At 71.7% G+C, this 20,387-nt stretch carries 16 protein-coding genes and 1 pseudogene; 10 read left to right on the forward strand and 7 right to left on the reverse strand.

The genetic code is table 11. The features are described from left to right. Positions 1-96 precede the first annotated feature (96 nt). From ACH4SP_RS09805 to ACH4SP_RS09815, 3 genes are read left to right on the forward strand one after another with little or no spacing between them, the layout of a single operon-like run. Positions 97-684, forward strand: a complete 588-nt coding sequence (locus tag ACH4SP_RS09805) for an RNA polymerase sigma factor (protein WP_398412404.1) — start codon at positions 97-99, stop codon at positions 682-684. Continuing rightward, entirely contained in the window at positions 675-1,394 is a 720-nt protein-coding gene (locus tag ACH4SP_RS09810) for a hypothetical protein (RefSeq protein WP_398412405.1), read from the forward strand. The genes ACH4SP_RS09805 and ACH4SP_RS09810 overlap by 10 nt, the downstream gene beginning before the upstream one ends. Then, positions 1,394-1,801 (forward strand): Asp23/Gls24 family envelope stress response protein, encoded by a 408-nt coding sequence (locus ACH4SP_RS09815; RefSeq protein WP_398412408.1) that lies wholly within the window; start codon positions 1,394-1,396, stop codon positions 1,799-1,801. The genes ACH4SP_RS09810 and ACH4SP_RS09815 overlap by 1 nt, the downstream gene beginning before the upstream one ends. A 298-nt stretch (positions 1,802-2,099) precedes the next feature. Here ACH4SP_RS09815 and ACH4SP_RS09820 read toward each other — a convergent pair whose 3' ends face one another. From ACH4SP_RS09820 to ACH4SP_RS09845, 6 genes are all read right to left on the reverse strand, one after another. Beyond that, the gene (locus ACH4SP_RS09820) at positions 2,100-2,639 is read right to left on the reverse strand and encodes a winged helix-turn-helix domain-containing protein (RefSeq protein WP_398412414.1); all 540 of its coding nucleotides are present in this window, start codon (positions 2,637-2,639) and stop codon (positions 2,100-2,102) included. 370 nt (positions 2,640-3,009) lie between these two features. After that, a complete protein-coding gene (locus ACH4SP_RS09825; RefSeq protein ID WP_398412417.1) occupies positions 3,010-6,045 on the reverse strand; it encodes an alpha-mannosidase in 3,036 nt (1,011 codons plus the stop codon). Positions 6,046-6,148: 103 nt separating this feature from the next. Then, positions 6,149-7,402 (reverse strand): glycosyl hydrolase, encoded by a 1,254-nt coding sequence (locus tag ACH4SP_RS09830; protein ID WP_398412419.1) that lies wholly within the window; start codon positions 7,400-7,402, stop codon positions 6,149-6,151. 58 nt (positions 7,403-7,460) lie between these two features. Continuing rightward, on the reverse strand, positions 7,461-8,381 hold the full coding sequence (locus ACH4SP_RS09835; RefSeq protein ID WP_398412424.1) for a carbohydrate ABC transporter permease: 921 nt from the start codon (positions 8,379-8,381) through the stop codon (positions 7,461-7,463). Further along, complete coding sequence (locus ACH4SP_RS09840; RefSeq protein ID WP_398412427.1) at positions 8,381-9,409, reverse strand: carbohydrate ABC transporter permease; 1,029 nt, start codon at positions 9,407-9,409, stop codon at positions 8,381-8,383. The genes ACH4SP_RS09835 and ACH4SP_RS09840 overlap by 1 nt, the downstream gene beginning before the upstream one ends. A 16-nt stretch (positions 9,410-9,425) precedes the next feature. Continuing rightward, positions 9,426-10,724: an ABC transporter substrate-binding protein gene (locus ACH4SP_RS09845; protein ID WP_398412431.1), complete on the reverse strand. Its 1,299-nt coding sequence runs from the start codon at positions 10,722-10,724 to the stop codon at positions 9,426-9,428. Between the two features lie 236 nt (positions 10,725-10,960). On the opposite strand from ACH4SP_RS09845, the gene ACH4SP_RS09850 reads away from it, so the two are divergent. Beyond that, positions 10,961-12,118, forward strand: a complete 1,158-nt coding sequence (locus ACH4SP_RS09850; protein ID WP_398412441.1) for a LacI family DNA-binding transcriptional regulator — start codon at positions 10,961-10,963, stop codon at positions 12,116-12,118. 123 nt (positions 12,119-12,241) lie between these two features. Beyond that, positions 12,242-13,222 (forward strand): annotated as a pseudogene (locus ACH4SP_RS09855) (ROK family protein). A gap of 61 nt (positions 13,223-13,283) precedes the next feature. On the opposite strand, the gene ACH4SP_RS09860 reads toward ACH4SP_RS09855, so the two are convergent. Then, the gene (locus ACH4SP_RS09860) at positions 13,284-15,059 is read right to left on the reverse strand and encodes a hypothetical protein (RefSeq protein ID WP_398412443.1); all 1,776 of its coding nucleotides are present in this window, start codon (positions 15,057-15,059) and stop codon (positions 13,284-13,286) included. 588 nt (positions 15,060-15,647) lie between these two features. Between ACH4SP_RS09860 and ACH4SP_RS09865 the strand changes: the two genes are divergently transcribed. Genes ACH4SP_RS09865 through ACH4SP_RS09885 form a run of 5 tightly spaced genes read left to right on the forward strand, consistent with a single transcriptional unit; the run spans position 15,648 to position 20,333 of the window. Beyond that, complete coding sequence (locus ACH4SP_RS09865; protein ID WP_398412446.1) at positions 15,648-15,779, forward strand: lasso RiPP family leader peptide-containing protein; 132 nt, start codon at positions 15,648-15,650, stop codon at positions 15,777-15,779. Positions 15,780-15,800: 21 nt separating this feature from the next. Continuing rightward, positions 15,801-17,690, forward strand: coding sequence for an asparagine synthase-related protein (locus ACH4SP_RS09870; protein ID WP_398412449.1), 1,890 nt, complete (start codon positions 15,801-15,803; stop codon positions 17,688-17,690). Further along, the gene (locus ACH4SP_RS09875) at positions 17,681-17,944 is read left to right on the forward strand and encodes a lasso peptide biosynthesis PqqD family chaperone (protein ID WP_398412452.1); all 264 of its coding nucleotides are present in this window, start codon (positions 17,681-17,683) and stop codon (positions 17,942-17,944) included. The genes ACH4SP_RS09870 and ACH4SP_RS09875 overlap by 10 nt, the downstream gene beginning before the upstream one ends. Next, positions 17,941-18,390 (forward strand): lasso peptide biosynthesis B2 protein, encoded by a 450-nt coding sequence (locus ACH4SP_RS09880; RefSeq protein ID WP_398412454.1) that lies wholly within the window; start codon positions 17,941-17,943, stop codon positions 18,388-18,390. Before ACH4SP_RS09875 ends, ACH4SP_RS09880 begins: the two co-directional genes overlap by 4 nt. Continuing rightward, a complete protein-coding gene (locus tag ACH4SP_RS09885; protein ID WP_398412456.1) occupies positions 18,387-20,333 on the forward strand; it encodes an ABC transporter ATP-binding protein in 1,947 nt (648 codons plus the stop codon). Before ACH4SP_RS09880 ends, ACH4SP_RS09885 begins: the two co-directional genes overlap by 4 nt. Positions 20,334-20,387: the final 54 nt, after the last annotated feature.

Here is a 20,387-nt window from a genome sequence, read left to right on the forward strand (position 1 = left end):
AACGGGGCACACCGTGTCGAAGAGACGCAGGTGAGGACGAGGGAGAGGAGCCGGCAAGTGCCCGGAAACGGGGATGGGGATGACGGAGGCGGCGGCATGGACGCCGAGGACGCCGGGGATTCCGAGGGCGCGGAGAGCGCCGTGCCGCTGCCCGACCACTTGCTCGCCCTGCGCGCCGGGGAGGGCGACGAGGGCGCCTTCGAGGTGCTCGTACGACGGCATGCCCCCGAGCTGCTGCGGCTGGCCACCCGCATGCTCGGCGACACGGCCGAGGCGGAGGACGCCGTCCAGGAGGCCTTCGTGAGCGCGTGGCGGAGCCTGCCGGAATTCCGCGGCGACGCGGCGTTCCGGACCTGGATGTACCGCATCGTCACCAACCGGTGTCTGAACCAGCTGAGAACCAGGCGGCCCACCACCCGTCTCGACGCCGTACCGGAACGGGAGACCCCCGGCCACGAGGGCTCCCCGGTGCGCGACGCGGAGGCGGGCGCGGCGCTGCGCGAACTGTCGCGCGCCCTGGAGGGTCTTTCGCCCGAACAGCGGGCCTGCTGGCTGTTGCGGGAGATGCACGGACTGTCGTACGAGGAGATCGCGGATACGGTCGGAATCAGCCCGCAAGCGGTACGCGGCCGGATGTTCCGCGCACGCCGAGCTCTGACGGAGGCGATGGCGGCATGGCGATGAGTGGACACACGGGGCCGCCGGGCGACGGCGGTGCCGGAGACAGCGAGGGCGAGGACCTGCTGCCGTGCGGGCGTTCCCTGTACGAGGTGTGGGAGGACAACGAGACCGGGGCCCAGGCGGAATCCTCGACGGCGTCCGGCCACCGGCCCGCCGACTGCCCGCACTGCACCGCCGCGCTCCGGGAACTCCGGGCGCTGGACGACTTCGTACAGCAGGCGCGTACGGAGGACGAGGCCGCGCCGCCGCCCGACGCGGCGGCCGTCGCCGCCCGGGTGATGGACCTGGTCCGGCTGGAACTGCGGCCCGGCCGGACGCTGCCCCTCGGCGAACCCGAGGAGGACCACTGGATCGTGGAGGCGGCGGTCGCGAGGACGCTCAGGACCGCGGCCGAGAGCGTTCCCGGCGTACGGGCGGGAAGCTGCCGGGTCGCACCGGCGGCGGGTGCCACGGCGGGGCCGCGCGCCCCGGTGCGGGTCACCATCGAGGTCGAGGCGGGCTCCGGGCGTGCGCTGCCCGAACTGGCCGAGGCGGTGCGTACGGCGGTGACCGGTGCGGCGGACCGGGCGATCGGCATGCGGGTCGCGGTGGTCGACGTGGCCGTGGTCGACCTCTTCGACGAAGTCGAGGCCGAGTCCGGAGCCGAGTCCGGAGCCGAGTCCGGGGCCGAGTCCGGGGCCGAACAGCAAGCGGCGGAGGAGGACCAGTGGTGATGCACGGCGAGCACGGCGGGGAGGGCGGGCAGGGCGGACGCCCCGGTGCGGCCGGGCCCGTACCGCGGGAGACTCCGCGCGAGACCGGCGAGCGGCTGGCGCGGGCGGTCGCGGAGGCGGCGGTCCGGGTGCCCGGAGTCGCGTTCCTGCGGCCCCGGCTGAGCGACCTGATCCGGGGTGCGGCGGCGGTGGACCGCCTGCGGGGGAAGCCCGCCGGGGACCGGGCCCCGGCCGGCGTCCGAGCCCGGCGCGACCCGGACACGGCCCGCTGGCAGGTGGAGGTGCAGCTCACGGTGCGGCACGGCCACCGGGCCGTGGACGTGGCCCGGGAGGTCCGGGCGGCAGGCGAACGGGCGGTGGCCGGGACACCGGTGGAGATCGCGGTGACGGTGGCGGGGATCGCCTGACGGCCACCGGACACGGGTGACGGTGGCCGGAGCGGAGCGGTTCACGTGCCGCCGGTCGGAGGCCTGCACCAGCGGGCTCCATCCGATGGGTGTCGCCTGCGCCGTCATCACCGTGCTCAGCGCGACCCTCGCACTCACCGTGCTGCGCCCGCGCCCTTCAACGGACCCGCGAAAGCAGGTGCGTTGAACAGCGCGGACGCGCCGGACAGCCCCCGTGCGAGGTGGGCCCCGCCGACCGCGTCGCCGCGATCCACGACGCGATCGGCGGGCTGCCCGGTACGGAGGTGTGCGGGGCGCTCTACGAGAGCGTCGGCAGCGCCGCCTGCATCTCCTCGGGCCGCACGGCTGCCGCCCGCCTGTCGGCGGGCTGACCCGCGCGGCCCTGCTGCGCCGGAAGGGAAGCTTCCCGGGGCGCGGTGCCGGAGCCGGAACCGGTCGCCGTGCCGGGGCCCGGGTCCGTGGCGGACCACCGGCCGTCCCCGCGCTGTTCGACCAGCCCGCACCGGGACAGTCCGTCCAGGTGCTTGGCGACGGTGCGTGCCGTGAAGCCGACCGCCTCGCTGAGGTCCTCCGTCGTGGCGCCCCGCGCCCCGCTGTCGTGCAGACAGTCCAGGGTGCGCTGCGCGTGCCGGCTCACACCGTCCGGAGGCGTCCGCCCGGCGCCGGACGCCGCCACCCGCTCGGTTCCGACGGACGTCTGCTCGGTGCCCGAGGACGTCTGCGCGACGGCGCTGGACGCCTGTGCGACACCGGTGGATGTCCGTGCGGCGTCCGTGGCCGTCCGCGCGGCGACAGGCTCGCGGACGGGCCGGTCCTTGCGCCGGTCAACGGGGGTCACGGGCCGGGGAGTCCGGTTCACCCGACGGTGTTTACGGCCCTTCTGTTTGTCGTTCCTGCTCGTACGGCTCAACACGATCTCCTTCGGTGTACGAACGGTCACTCGATCCAACGAAGAAGTCCGGGAAGGGAGTCGACGGTTGACGCACTTTTCTGAGGAGTCACCGATCCGGGCCAACGGGACGGGAGCTCAGGGCCAGCCGGACGGCCTCTTCCGGCTGCGGGCCGTGACCCGCCGCACGTGCGTGCGGGGCGACGGACACCTCGGCGTCGGGGGCCGGGCCGGACCCGCCGCAGCACGCACAGCGGGGCCGCCACCGACGAACACTCGCGTCGGCGGCGGCCCCGCTCAGCCATGGTCCCGTTCAGGCTCAGCCCCTGCGGAACCGCAGCGTCCGCAGTTCGAACGGGCGTAGCCCCACGGCCACCCCGCCCGCCACCGGCTCCGGCTCCGCGCCGTCGAGCGGCCGCTCAAGCAGGTCGGTCGCGACCACGTCCGCCGCCGCGAAGCCCGGCGTGAGGACCGTACGGGCCCGGCCGCCGTGCGCCTCGTGGAAGCGGACCACCACGTCGCCGCTGCCGTCGTCGGCCAGCTTGAGGGCGGTCACCACGACCGCGTCGTCGTCGACCGTGACCAGCGGGGCGACCTCGCCCGCACCGGTCAGCGCGCGCTCCGGCAGGTTCACCCGGTAGCCCTCGCGGACCGCGTCTCCGATCGTGGCGCCCGGCACCAGCGAGTGCCGGAAGCGGTGCACGCCCTGGTCGGTCTCCGGGTCGGGGAAGCGCGGGGCGCGCAGCAGCGAGGCCCGCAGGGTCGTCGTCGTACCGCCGTCGCCTTCATCTCCGTCGCGGACCGTGCGGGTCACGTCGTGTCCGTACGTCGAGTCGGTGACCAGCGCGACGCCCCAGCCGGGCTCCTCCATGTGCACGAAGCGGTGGTTGCACGCCTCGAACTTGGCCGCTTCCCACGAGGTGTTGGTGTGGGTCGCCCGGTGGAAGTGCCCGAACTGGGTCTCCGAGGCGTACCGCTCGGCGTGCACGTCCAGCGGGAAGGAGAGCTTCAGGAACTTCTCCGTCTCGTGCCAGTCCACCTCGGTGTCGATGTCCAGGCGGCGCGACCCGGGCCGCAGGCTCAGCACCTGCGTGGCCTTCGAGCCGCCGAAGGAGCGCACGACCCGCACCGCCGCGACACCGTCCCCGACGTCCTTGAGAGCCGCGACCTCGTCCGCGTCCGTCAGGTCCGTGACCGTGTTGCGGTAGAAGGCGTCGACGTCCCAGGCGTCCCACATGTTGGGGAAGTCCGGGTGGATCTGGAGCAGGTTCGCGGGCAGACCCGGGGCGACGGTCTCCCGGCCCGCCCCGATGTCGTACGCGGAGACGACCAGCCCCCGCGAGTCGACGACGACCCGCAGCAGCCCGTTGTCGAGGACGAACGAACCGTCCTCGCCGTCACTGAGGAGCGCGTCCCCCGCCCGTACCGCGGCAGCCGCACCACCCGCGGGCACCCCGTCACGCCCGTGCGGAGCCGAGTTGAAGACCAGCGGTGTGCTGCCCTCGCCCGCCAGCGCGCGCTGCGCGCCGTCGATGATCGCGGTCAGCTCCTCGGCCACCTTCCGGTACGTGGCCTCCGCCTCGCGGTGCACCCAGGCGATGGACGAGCCGGGCAGGATGTCGTGGAACTGGTGCAGCAGCACCGTCTTCCAGATCCGGTCCAACTCCTCGTACGGGTACGGGAATTGGGTGCGGACCGCGGCGGTGGCCGCCCACAGCTCGGCCTCCCGCAGCAGGTGCTCGCTGCGCCGGTTGCCCTGCTTGGTGCCCGCCTGGCTGGTCAGCGTCGCCCGGTGCAGCTCCAGGTACAGCTCGCCCACCCAGACCGGCGGCTTCGGGTATTCGGCCTGCGCCTTCTCGAAGAACTCCGCGGGCGTGCCCCACTCGACCCTCGCGGAGCCCTCCAGGTCCTTCAGTCGCGCCGCCTTGGCGATCATCTCGCGGGTCGTGCCGCCACCGCCGTCGCCCCAGCCGGTCGGCGCGAGCGACACCGAGGCGACGCCCTTGTCCTTGAAGTTCTTCGCCGCGTGGGCGATCTCGCTGCCCTTCATCGAGCAGTTGTAGGTGTCGACGGGCGGGAAGTGCGTGAAGATCCGGGTGCCGTCGATGCCCTCCCACTGGAAGGTGTGGTGCGGGAACTTGTTCACCTGCGACCACGAGATCTTCTGCGTGAGCAGCCACTTGGCGCCGGACGCCTTGATGATCTGCGGCAGCCCGGCCGCGAAGCCGAAGGTGTCCGGCAGCCACGCCTCGTCGTTCTCGACGCCGAAGTTCTCGATGAAGAACCGCTTGCCGTGCACGAACTGACGGGCCATCGCCTCCGACCCCGGCATGTTCGTGTCGGCCTCCACCCACATGCCGCCGGTCGGCACGAAGCGGCCGTCCTCGACCGCCGCGACGACCTTGGCCCACACCTCGGGCCGGTGCTCCTTGATCCACGCCCACTGCTGGGCCTGCGACATGGCGAAGACGAAGTCCGGCTCCTCCTCAAGGAGCGCCGTCATGTTCGACGTCGTACGGGCCACCTTGCGGACCGTCTCGCGCAGCGGCCACAGCCATGCCGAGTCGATGTGCGCGTGCCCGACGGCGGTGATGCGGTGCGCGGACGGCTCGGCGGGCGTGGACAGTACGCCTTCCAGGTGCGAACGGGCAGCGGCCGCACTGCCGTTGACATCCTGGAGGTCCACCGCGTCCAGCGCCCGGTCCACCGCGCGCAGGATGTCGTAGCGGCGCGCGGACTCCACAGGCAGCTCCGCCATCAGCTCGCCCAGCACCTCCAGGTCGATGACCAGCTGCCAGACCGTCTCGTCGAAGACGGCGAGGTCCATCCGCTCGATCTTGTACAGCGGGTTGGAGTGCGAGGTCTCGATGTCACCGAGCCGGGTCGGCAGGAAGGGGTGGTAGTCGAGGAGCACGGGGTTGGAGGCGCCCTCGATGCGCAGCTCGACCTTCTCGCCGCCCTCGACGGGGGCGCCGATCCGCACCCACTGGTTGCGCGGGTTGAGCCCCTTCACCGGGGTGCCGTCGGGCCGGTAGACCAGGCCCTCGCACTGGAAGCCCGGCATGTTCTCGTCGAAGCCGAGGTCGAGCAGCGCCTCGACGTGGCAGCCCGCCCACTCCTTCGGCACCGTACCGGTCACCGTGAACCAGCTCGTGCCCCACGGCCTGCCCCACATGTCGCCCACGGCGACCGGCTTCGGCTCGGCCGCCAGGCCCTCCTCGACGGGCACCGGCTCACCGGGCGCGTCCCACACGGCGACCTCCAGGGGCACCGAAACGGGGTATACGGCAGGACGGATGCGCTCGTCGAGTACGCGCTTGAGCCGGGCCTCGACAAGTCCGCGGTCGTCGTGCATGGGGAGGTCTCCTTCGGTGCGTGTTGCTGGTGCTACGAGAATGAGGGGAGGGGTGTGAGAGGGGTGTGAGGTGTACGAAGCGCCCGCCGGGAGGACGGGAGCGTCAGGCGACCTGCTCGACGGTGACCACGTCCGTGATCCCCCGCGCCGCCAGGTGCGCCGCGTCCTCGGCGCGCGAGGCGAGCACCGCGGTGGGACGCACGCCGTCCGCGGCGAGCCGGAAGAACGCCTCGTAGAAGGCGCCGCCCGGTGCGCACACCGACCGGGCCGGGGTGGTCAGGCTGTCGCCCGCGTCCACCACCAGGGCGGTCGTACGGGGCGCGGGCGCGAAGGTACGGGTCCCGTCGGCGTACTCACGGGCGTACCGCTCCAGGACCCGCGCCGTGTCCTTCGGCTTCCGGTCGTTGGTGAGCACTCCGAGCCCGTACTCCAGCTCGGGGAAGTCCGCCAGCGAGCGCGACACGTCGTGCGAGCACCACCAGGTGACGCCCCACAGCCGCGGGCAGTCCAGCGCGGCCCGCAGCGTCGCGTCGGTGAACGCGGCGGCGTGCTCCGGCGGTACGAGGGGGGCCGGCGCGCCGACCTCCTGGAGCCACACCGGGCGGTGCGGGTCGCGCGCCCAGGCCTGCGACAGCTCGACGAGGTAGGCGGCGTGGTGCTCGCTGGGCACCGAGGCCCGGCCGTGCAGCTGGGCGGTGCCGTTGAAGACCCAGGAGTGCACCGCCGTCATCGCGCCGTGCCGGGCGGCGTGGTCGGGGGTGAAGGGCATGTCGTCCTGGTACCAGGTGGCGTCGTACTCCGCGTGCAGGTGCGGGCGGCCGGGCGCACCTTCCTCGCAGGCGGCGAGCATCCGGGTCAGCCAGGCGTCGATCTGCTCGGGGGTGGCCCGGTCCGGGTCGGGGTGCGGGTCGGCGGAGAACTGGTTGACCTCGTTGCCGACGGTCATCCCGATGAAGTTGGGCCGGTCGGACAGGGCCTGGGCGAGCGTCTTCAGGTACTCGGCCTGCCCCGACATGACGTCCGGGTCGGTGAAGAGGTTGCGGCGGTGCCAGGTGCGGGTCCAGGCGGGCAGGAAGTCGAAGCTGGACAGGTGCCCCTGGAGGCCGTCGACGTTCACGTCGAGGCCGAACTCGGCCGCGGCGTCGGCCATGTCGAGCAGCTGCTCCACGGCGCGCGGCCTGATCAGCGACCGGTTGGGCTGGAAGTACGGCCACAGCGGGAAGACCCGGACGTGGTCCAGGCCGAGCGCGGCGATCGACTCCAGGTCGGCGCGGACGGCGCCCGGATCGTAGTCCAGCCAGTGGTGGAACCAGCCCTGGCTGGGGGTGTAGTTCACGCCGAAGCGGGGTGCGGCCATCGAGGAGCTCCAGAAGAGGTACGGGGGCGGGCGTGGCGGGCCTGACGGGCGAGGGAACTCAGCCCTTGACCGCGCCTTCGCCGACGCCGCGGAAGAAGAAGCGCTGCAGACCGGCGAACATCACGATCAGCGGCGCGACGGCGATGATGGTGCCCGCCGCGACCACGCGCTGGTTGTTGGCGAAGGTGCCGTGCAGGAAGTTGAGCCCCACGGTGAGCGTGAAGTTGTCGGAGTCCGACAGGACGATCAGCGGCCACAGGAAGTCGTCCCAGGCGCCCATGAAGGAGAAGATCGCGACCACGGCGAGGGTGCCCTTGACCGAGGGCAGCGCGATCCTGGTGAAGCGCTGCCACACGTTGGCGCCGTCGACGACGGCCGCCTCCTCGATCTCGTACGGGATGGCGCTGAAGGCGTTCCGCATCAGCAGCACGTTCATCGCGCCGATGCAGCCGGGCAGGACGACCGAGAGGAGGGTGTCGTTGATGTCGAGGCTGCGCATGGTCGCGAACTGGGCGATCATGATCGCTTCCATCGGCACAAGGAGCGCCGCCACGAAGACGAGCGAGGCGACGCCGCGCCCCTTGAAGCGCAGCCGGGCGAGCGCGTAACCGGCCATGGCCGCGCCGACGATGTTGGTCAGGACGTTGGTGACCGCGACCTTCAGCGAGTTCAGGATGTAGTCCCAGACCGGGATGATGTCCGCGACGCCCTTGTAGTTGTCGAACGTCGGGTGCTGGGGCAGCAGTTGGGGCGGCGAGGTGAAGATGTCCTCGGTGGCGCCCTTGAGCGACGTGGACAGCTGCCACAGGAACGGGCCGATCATGACCAGCAGCACCAGCGTCAGCGCCAGGTAGCGGACCACGTACCGCCAAGTGGGCGTCCTGCGGCCGGACTTGCGGGCCCGGCCGGGGCGTACGGGGCGGGAGTCGGACTTGCGCGCGGCCGCGGGGACCGCCGGGGAGTCGGTCGTGGTGCTCATCAGTCCTTGTCCTTCCGGTCGGCCCGCAGGACGAACAGCATCAGGATCAGCGTCAGTACGAACAGCGTGATCGAGATCGCGGAGGCGTACCCGGTGCGTCCCTGGAGCCCGGTGCCGACCCGCTGGATCAGCATCACGAGGGTGGTGTCCTGGCCGCCAGGACCACCGGTGGGACCGGCGATCATGAAGACCTCGGAGAAGACCTTGAAGGCGGAGACCGAGGACAGCGCGCCCACCAGGACCATGGTCGGGCGGACCGCGGGAACAGTGATGGAGAAGAAGCGCCGGACCGCGCCCGCCCCGTCCACCTCTGCCGCCTCGTGCAGCTCACGGGGCACGTTGGTCAGCGCCGCCAAGTAAATGATCATGTAGTAGCCGAGGCCCTTCCAGACCGTCAGCAGCATCGAACTCAGCAGCAGCAGCCACTGGTTGGAGAGGAACGGCACGGGGTCGACGCCGATCATCTGCAGCACGCCGTTGATGAACCCGCGGTCGTCCAGCATCCACACCCACATCAGGGCGACGACCACGACGGACGCCACCACGGGGGTGTAGAAGGCGGACCGGAAGAAGGCGATGCCCGGTACGTGCTTCTGTACGAGGAGCGCCAGCAGCAGCGGCAGGAACACCAGCAGGGGCACGACCACGACGACGTACAGCGCACTGTTGCGCAGCGCCACCCAGAACTGCTCGTCGCCGAACAGCGCCTGGAAGTTGGCAAGGCCGACGAACTTGCCCTCGGTGAGGGTGCGGGCGTCGGTGAAGGACTTCCACACCGTCGCCAGGAACGGATAGAGGTTGAACGCCAGGGTGATCAGCAGACCGGGTGCCAGGAACAGCCAGGGGCTGAGGGCGCGGTGGGTGCGGCGGCGCCCGTCCTGCCCGCCGCCGCGCGCGGAGCCGCGACGGCGGGTGACGGGGGACCCGCCGGAGGACCGGGAACCGGAGGACTGGGAACCGGCGGACGCGGAACCGGCGGCCGGGACCGCCGTTCCGGGTCCGGTTCGGGTTTCGGAGGAGGTGCTCACGGGGGCGGCAGTCCTGTCAGTTCTGTTCGAGGAGCTTGTTCATCTGCTCCACCGCGCTGTCCAGCACGGCCTGCGGAGACGCCTTGCCCTGGAAGCACTTGGCTATCTCGTTGCGCAGGATCGTCTTCATCTCGTCGCTGAAGAGCACCGGCGTGTAGTTCACCGCGGTCGGCAGCATCTTGGCCGACGCGACCCGGATCCGGCCCTCCTCGGTGCCGTCCGCCTTGGTCCAGTACTCCTTCTCCAGGGAGCCCTTGGTGGAGGGGAAGACCGCGACCTTGTGGCCGAAGGCCTCCTGGTTCTTCTGGTCGGTGACGAAGTGCGCGAAGGCGACGGCGGTGGCCGCGTTCTTGCTCTGTGAGTTCACCGACAGGCCCTGCAAGTACATGTTCTGCTTGCCGGTGTTGGTGGGTACGTCGGTGATGCCGAGGTTGTCGTACAGCGAAGGGGCGTTCTTCTTGAACTTGTCCAGGTCGTGGGCGCTGCCCGGGTTCATGGCGATCTCCTGCTGGAGGAACTTCGTGCCCGTCCCGTCGTCCTTCAGCGTCAGGGTCTGCTTGTGCAGCGCGCCCTGGTCGTACAACTTCTTGTACTTGGTGAGGAGTTCGACACCCTTGGCGCTGTTGAGCGTGAACTTCTTGCCGGCCTTGTCCATCGGCTCGACGCCGTAGCGCCCGAAGTCCTCGATGGTGGGCGGCTGGCCGAGGGTGGCCCTGCCCTTCTTCGCGAGCTGCCCGGCCGTGGCGAACAGCTCGTCGAAGGTCTTCGGCGGCTTCTGCGGATCGGCGCCGCCGTCCTTGAACATCGTCTTGTTGTAGAAGAGCGGCCCGCTGTTGAGGTACCAGGGGAAGGAGTACGTGCCGTCCATGCCCGGCATCCCGAAGCCCTGCCAAGCACCCTCCAGGTACTCGGACTTGAACTTCGACGCGACCTTGTCCTTGTCCAGGTTGAGCAGCAGCCCCGCCTTCGCGAGCGGGTAGGCCAGGTCCGGGGAGAGGTTGACGACGTCCGGCAGCGAGCCGGCCGACGCGTCGGCGCTCAGCTTGTCGGCGTAGTTGTCGGCCGGCTGGTCCACCCAGTCGACCTTGGCACCCGGGTACTGCTTCTCGAAGTCCTTGATGACGCCTTCGAAGTAGCCCTTGAAGTTCGCCCTGAGGTTCCAGGTCTGGAACTTGATGGTGCCCTCTACCTTGCCGTCGGTGGACGAGGCCGCGTCACCGCCGCCCCCGCCACCGCACGCGGTGACCACGGAGAGACAGAGGACCGTACCGAGACCGACGGCTGCCCGGATCGCGACGCTGCGACGAATGGACATGGGTGACTTACTCCTTGCCTGGGTTCTTGCCTGGTGCGAGAAGCTCGGCGTCAGCCTGTAATGCGATTCCCTTTACGTCAACGCTCGATAAGCCCTCCGAATTTATGAAAGCGCAGGTCAAGGGCGCTAAAAAGAACTAAATTCTCTAAACTCGGGGCAGTCGTACCGCATAAGGTGAGCGATATGAGAGGCGTTACGACGACGCCCAGGAGCAACCCGAAGGGATCTCTGCGGACATGGCAGCGCCCAGGGCAATGGAGCCCTCACCGCCCCGCATACCGACGCTGAAGGAGATCGCCCGCGAGGCCGGGGTGTCCACGAGCGCGGTGTCCTTCGCCCTCAACAACCGCCCCGGTGTCTCGGACGCGACCCGCCGCAGGGTCATCGAGGTCGCCGAGCGGCTGGGCCGGGGCACGGGCCCCGGCGGCCGGAGCCCCGCGGCCGAGCGGTCCCGGGCGATCGGGATGGTGCTGGCCCGCCCCGCCGGAAGCCTCGGCGTCGAGGCGTTCTTCCTCCAGGTGGTCTCCGGCATCCAGGCCGGTCTCGCACCGCACGGCCACGCCCTGGTCTTCCAGATGGTCGACGACATCGAGGCCGAGTGCGACCTGTACCGGCGCTGGTGGGCCGAGGGCCGCGTCGACGGGGTGATCGTGGTCGACCCCAGGGTGAGCGACCCGCGCCCCGACGTCCTGTCGGTGCTCGGACTGCCCGCCGTCGTCGTCGGTGCGATGGACACGCCGGGCGCCGCACGCCCGGGATCCGCCAGGTCCGGCCCCATGCCCGTCCTCGGCTCGGGCCGCCGGGCCCGGCTGTCCAACCTCTGGGCGGACGACGCAGGCGCGATCGACCTGGTCATCCATCACCTGTACGAGCTCGGGCACCGCCGCATCGCGCACATGGCGGGCCCGCCGGGCCTGGCCCACACGGCCCGCCGCATCGCCGCACTGCGCTCCACCGCCCGACGCCTCGGGCTCGACCACACGGTCTCCGTGACCACCGACTTCACCGACCGCCAGGGCGCCAAGGCGGCCCGCCGGCTCCTCTCGGGCGCCATGCAGCCCACCGCGCTCATCTGTCACAACGAGGTGATGGCGGTCGCGGCGGCGGGCGTCGCCACCGAACGCGGACTGCGCATCCCGCAGGACGTGTCCGTGGTGTCCCTGGAGGACTCGGCGATCTGCCGCACCTTCCACCCCCGGATCACCTCGCTCTCCCGCGAACCGGGAGCGTTCGGCCACCGGGCGGCCACCGAGGTGCTGAGTCTCCTCGCGGGCTCCGAACCGCGCTTCCTGCAGGACCCGCTGCCCCGCCTCGAACCCCGCGAGAGCACCGCGCCGCCACCGGCGGAGAGCCGGCGGCCCCCTGCGGTGCCGCCACCGCGCGCTAGGCCCTGACTCCACGAAGTCGTCGGCCTGCCCAGCCCGGCCTTGCCCAACTAGCCCAGCCATGTCCTGCCCAGGCCTTGTCCTGCCCTGCCCAGTTCAGCCCAGCCCACGAGACGAGTGAGCACCAGCCACATGAGCCTTCCCCTGCCCCTCCCGTCCGGCACCGCCCCGCACCCGGCCCTCGTCGCGGCGATCGACATCGGCGGCACCAAGATCGCCGGAGCGCTCGTCGACTCCACAGGCGCGCGGCTGGTCCGTACCCAACTGCCGACCCCCGCCACCGAGGGCGCCGATGTGCTGACGGCGCAGGTGCACAAGGTGCTCGACGCACTGCGCGCCCACCCCGACTAGTCCCGGGTCGCGGGCGTCGGCATCGGCTGCGCGGGACCGGTGAACACCGTCGAGGGGACCGTCAGCCCGGTCAACATCCCCGGCTGGCGCGACCATCCCCTGGTCGACCGGGTGCGTACGGCCGTCGATGGGCTGCCCGTACGGCTCATCGGCGACGGGCCCGCGGTGGCCGCGGCCGAGTTCTGGTGCGGCGCGGCCAGGGGCCGTACGAACGCCCTGTGCATGGTCGTCTCCACCGGCGTCGGCGGCGGCCTGCTGCTCGACGGCAGGCTCTACACGGGACTGAGCGGAAACGCGGGACACATCGGGCACATGAGCGTGGAGCTGGAGGGCGAGGAGTGCCCCTGCGGCGCCCGCGGCTGCGTCGAGCGCCTGGCCAGCGGCCCCAGCATCGTCCGGTACGCACTCGCGCACGGCTGGACCCCGCAGGACGGTGCGTCCGCCTCGGCCCAGTCGGTGGCCGAAGCCGCGCGCAACGGCGAGGCGGTGCCACTGGCCGCGTTCGGCCGTGCCGCGCGTGCGGTGGCCGCGGCGGTGGCCGCCACCGCCGCACTGGTCGAGCTGGAGGTCGTGGTCGTCGGCGGCGGGGTGGCCGGGGCGGGCGACCTGTTCTTCGGGCTCATACGCGGCGAACTGGAGCGGTACGCCACCCTCTCGTTTACCCGGAACGTACGCGTCCTGCCCGCCGAAACGGGCACCGACGCGGGCCTGGTGGGCGCCGCGGCGGTCGCTTTCGGCGCGGTCGCCGGGCCTGCGGCCTGAGCACACCGGGAAGCCCGTGCCCCGAGCCCGCCGAACCGTGGGTCCTGGCCGATCGGGCGGTTCACCCGGGGTCCTTGCCGGTGTGCAGGAGACCCGCGAGGTCGGTGCCCCACCGGGTGAGGTACGGCACGGCGTCGGGGAGCAGGACGGCGAGGGCCGCGGCGGCGCAGGTGCCGAGGGCCAGCGTGACGTTCAGCGCCCACCTGCCCCTGCCCGGTGCCACCAGCCGGTTCGCGGCCGCGAAGAGGACGGTCACGAGGACGGCGAGGGCCCCGAGCAGGCCGGCCGTCTGCCAGCTCCGTCCGCCGTCCAGCAGGGCGGTGGCGGCGGACGCGGCCAGGCTCGTCCCGCTCGCCAGGACCACGAGGACGAGGGCCGGGACGAGAACGGTGCGCAGCAGCAGCCGAGCACGGCGGGCGGCCCTGCCCCGCCAGGTGGCCCGGTCCTGCCGGGCGGTTCTGTCCTGCCGGGCGGTTCTGTCCTGCCGGGCGGAGCGCGGTGCCTTTCCCCCGTTCCGCCCCACCCACTGCTCCGGCCGGTGCTTGCGGTGCACCCGGTCCGCCCTGCTGATGAACCACCAGCCCAGCGCGGGAGTGAGCCCGGTGAACGTTCCGGTGAAGGCGGACACGGCCGGGGAGTGCCACGACACCTTCGCGTTGCCCCGCCCCCGCCCCACCAGGAGCACGAGGCCGACCAGCGGCGGCGAGTCCGGATCGAGCGTCCAGGAGACGCTGCCCGCCGATGCCGGGGGACGTTGCTTCTTGACGGCGGACTCGATCCGGACGATCCGCCGCGACCCGCCGAGGGTTCCCCGCGCCAGCAGCTCTCCGGAGGAGATGTCCTCCAGGACCCAGTGCACACGGACGCCCGGGGTGGTGCTGGAGATGCGCAGCCAGCCGGTGGCGCGCCGGTGGTCTCCCCAGAACTTGTCGGAAGGCAGCGCGGACAGCACGGCCGAGACGCCGGAGAAGTCCTTGTGCCCGATGTACCAGGCGATCTCGGGCTGGAGCGGGAGCCGCCGTACGGACACGTGGGCGGCCCGCGGAGGCGATCCCTGGACGTACCGGAGAGGGAAGTTCCGTAGCTGCTGCGGGACTTCGGCGGCGAGGACGGCCAGCCAGAACAGGCCGAGCAGTACGAGCAGCCACACCGTGGGCCACGCCCAGTGGACCGATCCCGCGCACATTAGGACCAGGCCGAGGGTCACGTAACCGCGGGGTCCTCTGCGGCCCTCGGGGTCGGCGGGGCGCGAGTGCTTGACGCCGTAGTACTCCCGCATGGCGGCGCGGGACCGGTGCGGCAGGTCCCAGCCGGACCTCAGCGTGGTGATCGACCAGGCGGAATCCAGGGCCTGTTGGGGCAGGCCGTTGTCAGCGGGGCCGACGGCGACCGCTCGATGACTGGCGGTGCCGATACCGGTGCTGGTGTTGCTGCCGTGGGGGCGGGGATCGGACTGCCCGGTCGCCGCGGACGACCGCGACCACAGTTCCCACAGCGCCTCCAGGGCCCGGCGCTGCTCCGGCTGCTCGTCAGCGGGCAACAGCGGGAGGCAACTGCCGAGGATCTGGTCGAACCGGTGGCGTTCCATGGTCTGTCTGCCGTTGAGCATCTTCGACAAGGAGTCGTCGGTCATCGACGATCCCACGGCCCTCACCAGGCCCCGCTGCGTACCCACCGTGGCCTTTATCAGGGAGCGCAGCGCTTCGCTCACCTTGATCCACTCGGCGGGCACACCCTGTTCTGCCAGCTGTTCTTTCCCGTAGGCGCTCCGGCCGGTGCGGGGCGGCGGGGGCGCCCCGGTGGATCTCGCCTCATTTTCTGGAGTTTTCTTCGGCATCCGCACCTCTCCTGAACTGGGCAGACATTTTCTTCCGGCAGTTGTATCAGCTCGTCAGAAAACCACCAGGGCTGCTTTCTTGGAAGGCACAAACGAGGAAGGAACCCTCAGCATGATCGAAGTGGTCAGCCTGCTGACGGCAGTTGCCGGAGCCGTCCAGGCAACACTGCTTGTACTCAACAGCGTTCAGCGCCGCAGGACCCGCAGGCCCGAGAGGGCGCAGCGGGTGCGGCGGACGCGGAGGGCGCAGCGGACACGGCGGGCCCAAGGCGCGCAGCAAGCGCAGCGGGTGCACTGGGAGCAGCGGGCGAGGCGTCGGCGCCAGGAGTGACGCTCCCGGGTGGTGCGGGCAAGGAGCGCTCTCGTGAAGTGGCTGAAGTGGGCTGCCGTTTCGCACGGTGCGGACGTTCCGAGCCGGAGCCCCCATATGTCGTATCAGCGGGAAATCCGATAACACTCGGTCAGGTGAATATGCCACCTGTTTATCGCAGCGGGGCTCGGAATCCCGCTAGCTTCGACCTGAAAGCCCCGCGCCCCGAGAGCAGTTGAAGGGCCGGGTCGGAAGGGCCAGAAGGAGAGGAGATCTTCGTGGAACGGGAAAATGAGATCTACGAGCCGCCCGAGGTGATGGAGGTCGGCGAGTTCGCAGAGCTGACCCTCGGTTCGAGGGACGGCACATTCTACGAGGGGGGCCTGAGGGCCTGGTACGTCCGACCGTAATCCGGAAAGGACCGAAGGGCTTTGACCAGTGAGGCGTGGTTCGCCGTCCTTCCGGACGCCGAATCTGCATGCATCGCGGCGCGGTTGTTGCGGCCCCTGGCCGCCGGAGTGGTCGCTCACCACTCCGGTCGTCCGTGGCTGCTGGGCAGTTGGCCGCCCGGCCATGTGGTCGTCGCCTCGGTGGGTGATGCCCGACTGGCGGTGATCGGACGGTGTCCGGTCACCGTCGGCGGACTGTCGGACCGGCTGAGCAGGGTGCGGGACGTCGCCGACGTCGACCGGGCAACAGCGGGGCTGGCGGGCAGTTTTCATACGGTCGTCTCCGTCGGCGGCCGGGTGTCCGTCCGAGGCACCGCCTCGGGGGTGCGCCGCGTCTTCTACGCACGGGTGGGCGGGGTGACGGTGGCGGCGAGCCGTGCCGACCGCCTTGCCGTTGCCGTCGGATCCGGCGTGGACGAGGGGCAGTTGGCCCTGCATCTGCTGTCCTCCCCTCCTCCGTACCCGCTCGGCGAGGCGCGTGGACTGTGGCAGGGCGTCGATGCGGTGCCCGCCGGGAGCGGGCTGCTGCTCGGACCGGCCGGGCGCGTTGCCGTCCGGCGGTGGTGGAACACCCCGCAGCCGCATCTCCCGTTGGAACAGGGGGCGTTGGAGGTGCGCAAGGCACTCGCGACGGCAGTGGGGTCCTGCACGGCCGGTGCGGGGACGGTGAGCGCGGACCTGTCCGGAGGCATGGACTCCACGAGCCTGTGCTTTCTGGCGGCAGGCGGTACGGCTGGTGGTGCCACCGGCGGTACGGCTGGAAGTGCCACCGGCGGCACGGCCGACGACGGCACCAGCGGCGCGGCCCGCCTGATCACCTTCCGCTGGGAAAGCGTCGACGCGGCCAACGACGATGCCGCCTGGGCCGGAGCGGCAGCCGCCCTGCTGCCCGCCGCGGAACACGTGGTGCCCGAGCGCTCCGAGGCACCGCTGTGGTTCGGCGGCATGAGCAGCCTGCGGACGGTGACCGACGAACCGGGCATCTGGGTCCGGGACAGCGCCCGTCTCGTCACGCTCGCCCGGCTGATGACCGCACGCGGATCGCGACTGCACCTGTCGGGCGCCGGCGGGGACGAGCTGTTCTGCGCCCCTCCGCCGTACCTGCACGACTACGTACGCAGCAACCCGCGGGACTCCCTCGCCCGAGTGCGCGGACAGCGGGCCCTCCAGCGGTGGCCGCTGTGGCCGCTGCTCAGGGAGCTCGCCGACCGCCGCACGTTCGGCCAGTGGCTGGCCGCCTGGTCCGGCCGGCTCACCGCCCCCGCCCCTCCCGGGTCCGGCACGGACTGGGGGACGTATCTGCACCTGCCGCCCTGGGCCACCCCGGAAGCGGTCCACGTCGTGCGGCGTCTGCTGCACGAAGCGGCGGCCCGGGACCCGCGGCCGCTCGCGCCCCAGCGCGGCCAGCACGCGGCGCTCTCCACCACGCAGGAGTGCGGCCGCGCCGCCAGGCAGGTGGATCAGGTCACCTCAGGCCTGGGACTGCCGTACGCCGTGCCCTACCTGGACGACGGCGTGATCGAGGCGGCGCTGTCCGTACGGGTCGCCGAGCGCGCGGTGCCCGGCAGGTACAAGCCGGTCCTCGCCACGGCGATGCGCGAGATCGTGCCCGACGCGCTGCTGGCCCGGTCCACCAAGGGCGAGTACTCCGCCGACTTCCACCGGGGGCTGCGCCACCACAAGGCCGCGCTCGTCGAGCTCTTCGACGATTCGCGGCTGGCCGGGGCGGGGCTTCTGGACGCGGCCCGGCTCCGCGAGAGCCTGCGCCGCCCCCATCTGTCCGCGCACGTGATGCGTTCCCTCGAAAACACCCTGGCCTGCGAGCGGTGGCTCCGTACCGCTCCCACCCCCCGAGGAGCACCATGTCCTTGATCCTTCGCCCCGACGTGTCCGTGGCCGAGACCGAAGACGGTGCGGTCCTGCTCGACGAAGTCACGGGCCGGTACTGGCAGCTCAACAGGACCGCCGCGTTCATCCTGCGGGCACTGCGCGACGGGGCCACCCAGGAGCAGACCGCGGGCCGGCTCCGCGAGAGACATCCGGCGCTGCCCGCCGACCGGGCGGCCGACGACGTGGCGTCCTTCGTCGACGCGCTGGCCGAGGCACGTCTGGTGGCACCCGCATGAACGGGCGGCCGGATCCGGGGGACACCGGGGACAGCAGGGACACCGGGGACAGCGGCCGTCGGCCCCGGCGCCCCGCGGTGCTGGCCGCCCTGGCCGCCGCCAGGCTGCTGATCCTGCTGCCGCCCCGGCGGATCCGCCGGGCCCTGTCGTTCCTCCGTCGCGGTGCGGCCCCGGCCACCATGGAGCAGGCGCTCGCCGCCCGGCGGGCCGTCGTCGCGACGAGTGCGCGCTGCGCGGGCGAGGGCTGTCTGCAGCGTTCCGTGGCGACGGCACTGCTCTGCCGCCTCGGGGGAGCCTGGCCCGACTGGTGCACCGGGGTGCGTACGGCGCCCTTCCGGGCACACGCCTGGGTGGAGGTCCAGGGGCGGCCGGTCGACGAGCCCTTCCCCACCGGCTACTACCAGCTGCTCATGACGGTGCCCGGCAGGCCCCGGGAGCGGGGTTGACCCGGCGGCGGGAGCGCCGGGCCTCCCCTCCGGAGCAGTTGCTCTTCGGCGGCCGGCTCAGGACCGCCGACGGCTGGACGGCGTACGAGGGCGCACACGCCAAGGCTTCGTTCTGGGTGATCCTGTGCCAGGTCCCGCGGCTGATCGGCGAGACCGTCCGGCTGGCCTGGCGCGGCGACCGTACGGCACTGGTCGCGGTGGCCGTCGCCCAGCTCGGCCAGGCCGTGGCGACGACGTTCGGTCTGCTGGCCACCAACCGGGTCCTGGTCAGTCTGTTCGCCGCCGGGCCCACCGCCGACCGCATCGGCGCCGCGGTGCCCTCGCTGCTGTGGGTCGGCGGGGCCAGCGCCCTGGCCGCCACGCTCCGTGCCGTCTCCCTGGGCGCCGCCGGGCGGTTGGAGCCGACCGTCGAGCGCATCGCCGCACTGACCATGCTCACCCCGGTGGTCGAGGTCGAGATGGCGCACCTGGAACAGGCCCGCTTCCAGAAGCTGCTGGAGTCGGGACAGCACGGGCAGACCGCGGCCCGCCGCCTGATCCAGCACGCCCTGGGCATCGTCGAGTCCGTCATGGCGCTGGCCGCCGTCACCGGAGTGCTGACGATCCTGCACCCCGTGCTGCTGCCGCTGCTGATCGCCATCGTCGTCCCGAAGGCCTGGGGAACGGTACGGGCCGCACGGCGCACCTACACGTCCATCCAGGTCTGGGTCGAGCACGTGCGCCAGCAGGACGCGCTGCGCCGCCTGCTGATCGGCCAGCAGGCCGCCCCGGAGCTCCGGGTGCACGGCGCCGGCCCCTTCCTGCTCGAACAACTCGACCGGATGGGCCGGGAGGCCGCCGCCGAGCAGACGGTCCTCGCCCGGCAGGAGGCCACCACGGACCTGGCGACGTCGGTCCTGTCCGGCCTGACCGCCGCGGCCACGTACGCCCTGCTGGCCTGGCTGCTCACGCACGGGCACATGCCCCTGGCGTCCGGCGCCACCGCCGTCCTGGCCCTCACCACCGGCACGGTCGGGCTGCGCCGGCTGGTCACCAACATCGACCACCTCTACGAGCAGTCGCTGTTCATGACCGACCTGCTCAGGGCCAGGGACGAGGCGGCGGCCCACGCCATTCCCAGCGGCGGCACCCCGGTGCCCGCCCCGCCGGAGCTGATCGAGTTCGACGGAGTCGGCTTCACCTATGCCGGGCGGGAGAAACCGGCGCTCGACTCGGTGTCCCTGCGGATCGAGCGGGGCCAGGTGGTCGCCCTGGTCGGTGCCAACGGCAGCGGGAAGACCACCCTCAGCAAACTCCTCGCGGGTCTCTACCTGCCTTCCGAGGGGCAGATCCGCTGGGACGGCGCGGATGTGCGCGACCTGGACCGCCGCCAGCTGTTCGACCATGTCGCGCTGGTGCTCCAGGACTACCAGCGGTGGCCCTTCACGGCCCGGGCCAACGTCGCCATCAGCCGTCCCGAGACCTTCCACGATCGCGCCCGGCTGGAGGAGGCGGCCCGGCTGGCCGGTGCGCACACGGTGGTCGAGGACCTTCCGCGCGGCTGGGAGTCCCTGTGCGAGAAGGGGTACGAAGGCGGCGTCGACCTGTCGGGCGGGCAGTGGCAGCGGCTGGCGCTGGGACGGGCCTACTTCCGCAGGGCGGCCCTCCTCATCTGCGACGAACCGACCAGCAGCATGGATCCGGCCAGTGAGATCGCCGCGTTCCGGCAGATCCGCGAGCTCGCCGCCGACGGGCAGACGGTCATCCTCGTCACGCACCGTCTGCACAGCGCCCAGACGGCCGACGTGATCCATGTCCTGGACCGCGGCAGGCTCGCCGAGTCCGGCGACTTCGCCTCGCTGATGGCCCCCGGCGCCCCCGGTCCCGGCCTGTTCCGGGAGATGTTCCTGGCCCAGGCGGAGCAGTACGGCAGACAGTCGAGCGACCCATCTTGTTGCATCTAGATGCTTACCGATATATCGTTACGAGTGTCGGTGACGATACCGGCACGAGTGCGA

Origin of the sequence: Streptomyces sp. NPDC021093 (genome assembly GCF_044333135.1) — a bacterium.
In the GTDB taxonomy this organism is placed as follows: Bacteria; Actinomycetota; Actinomycetes; order Streptomycetales; family Streptomycetaceae; genus Streptomyces.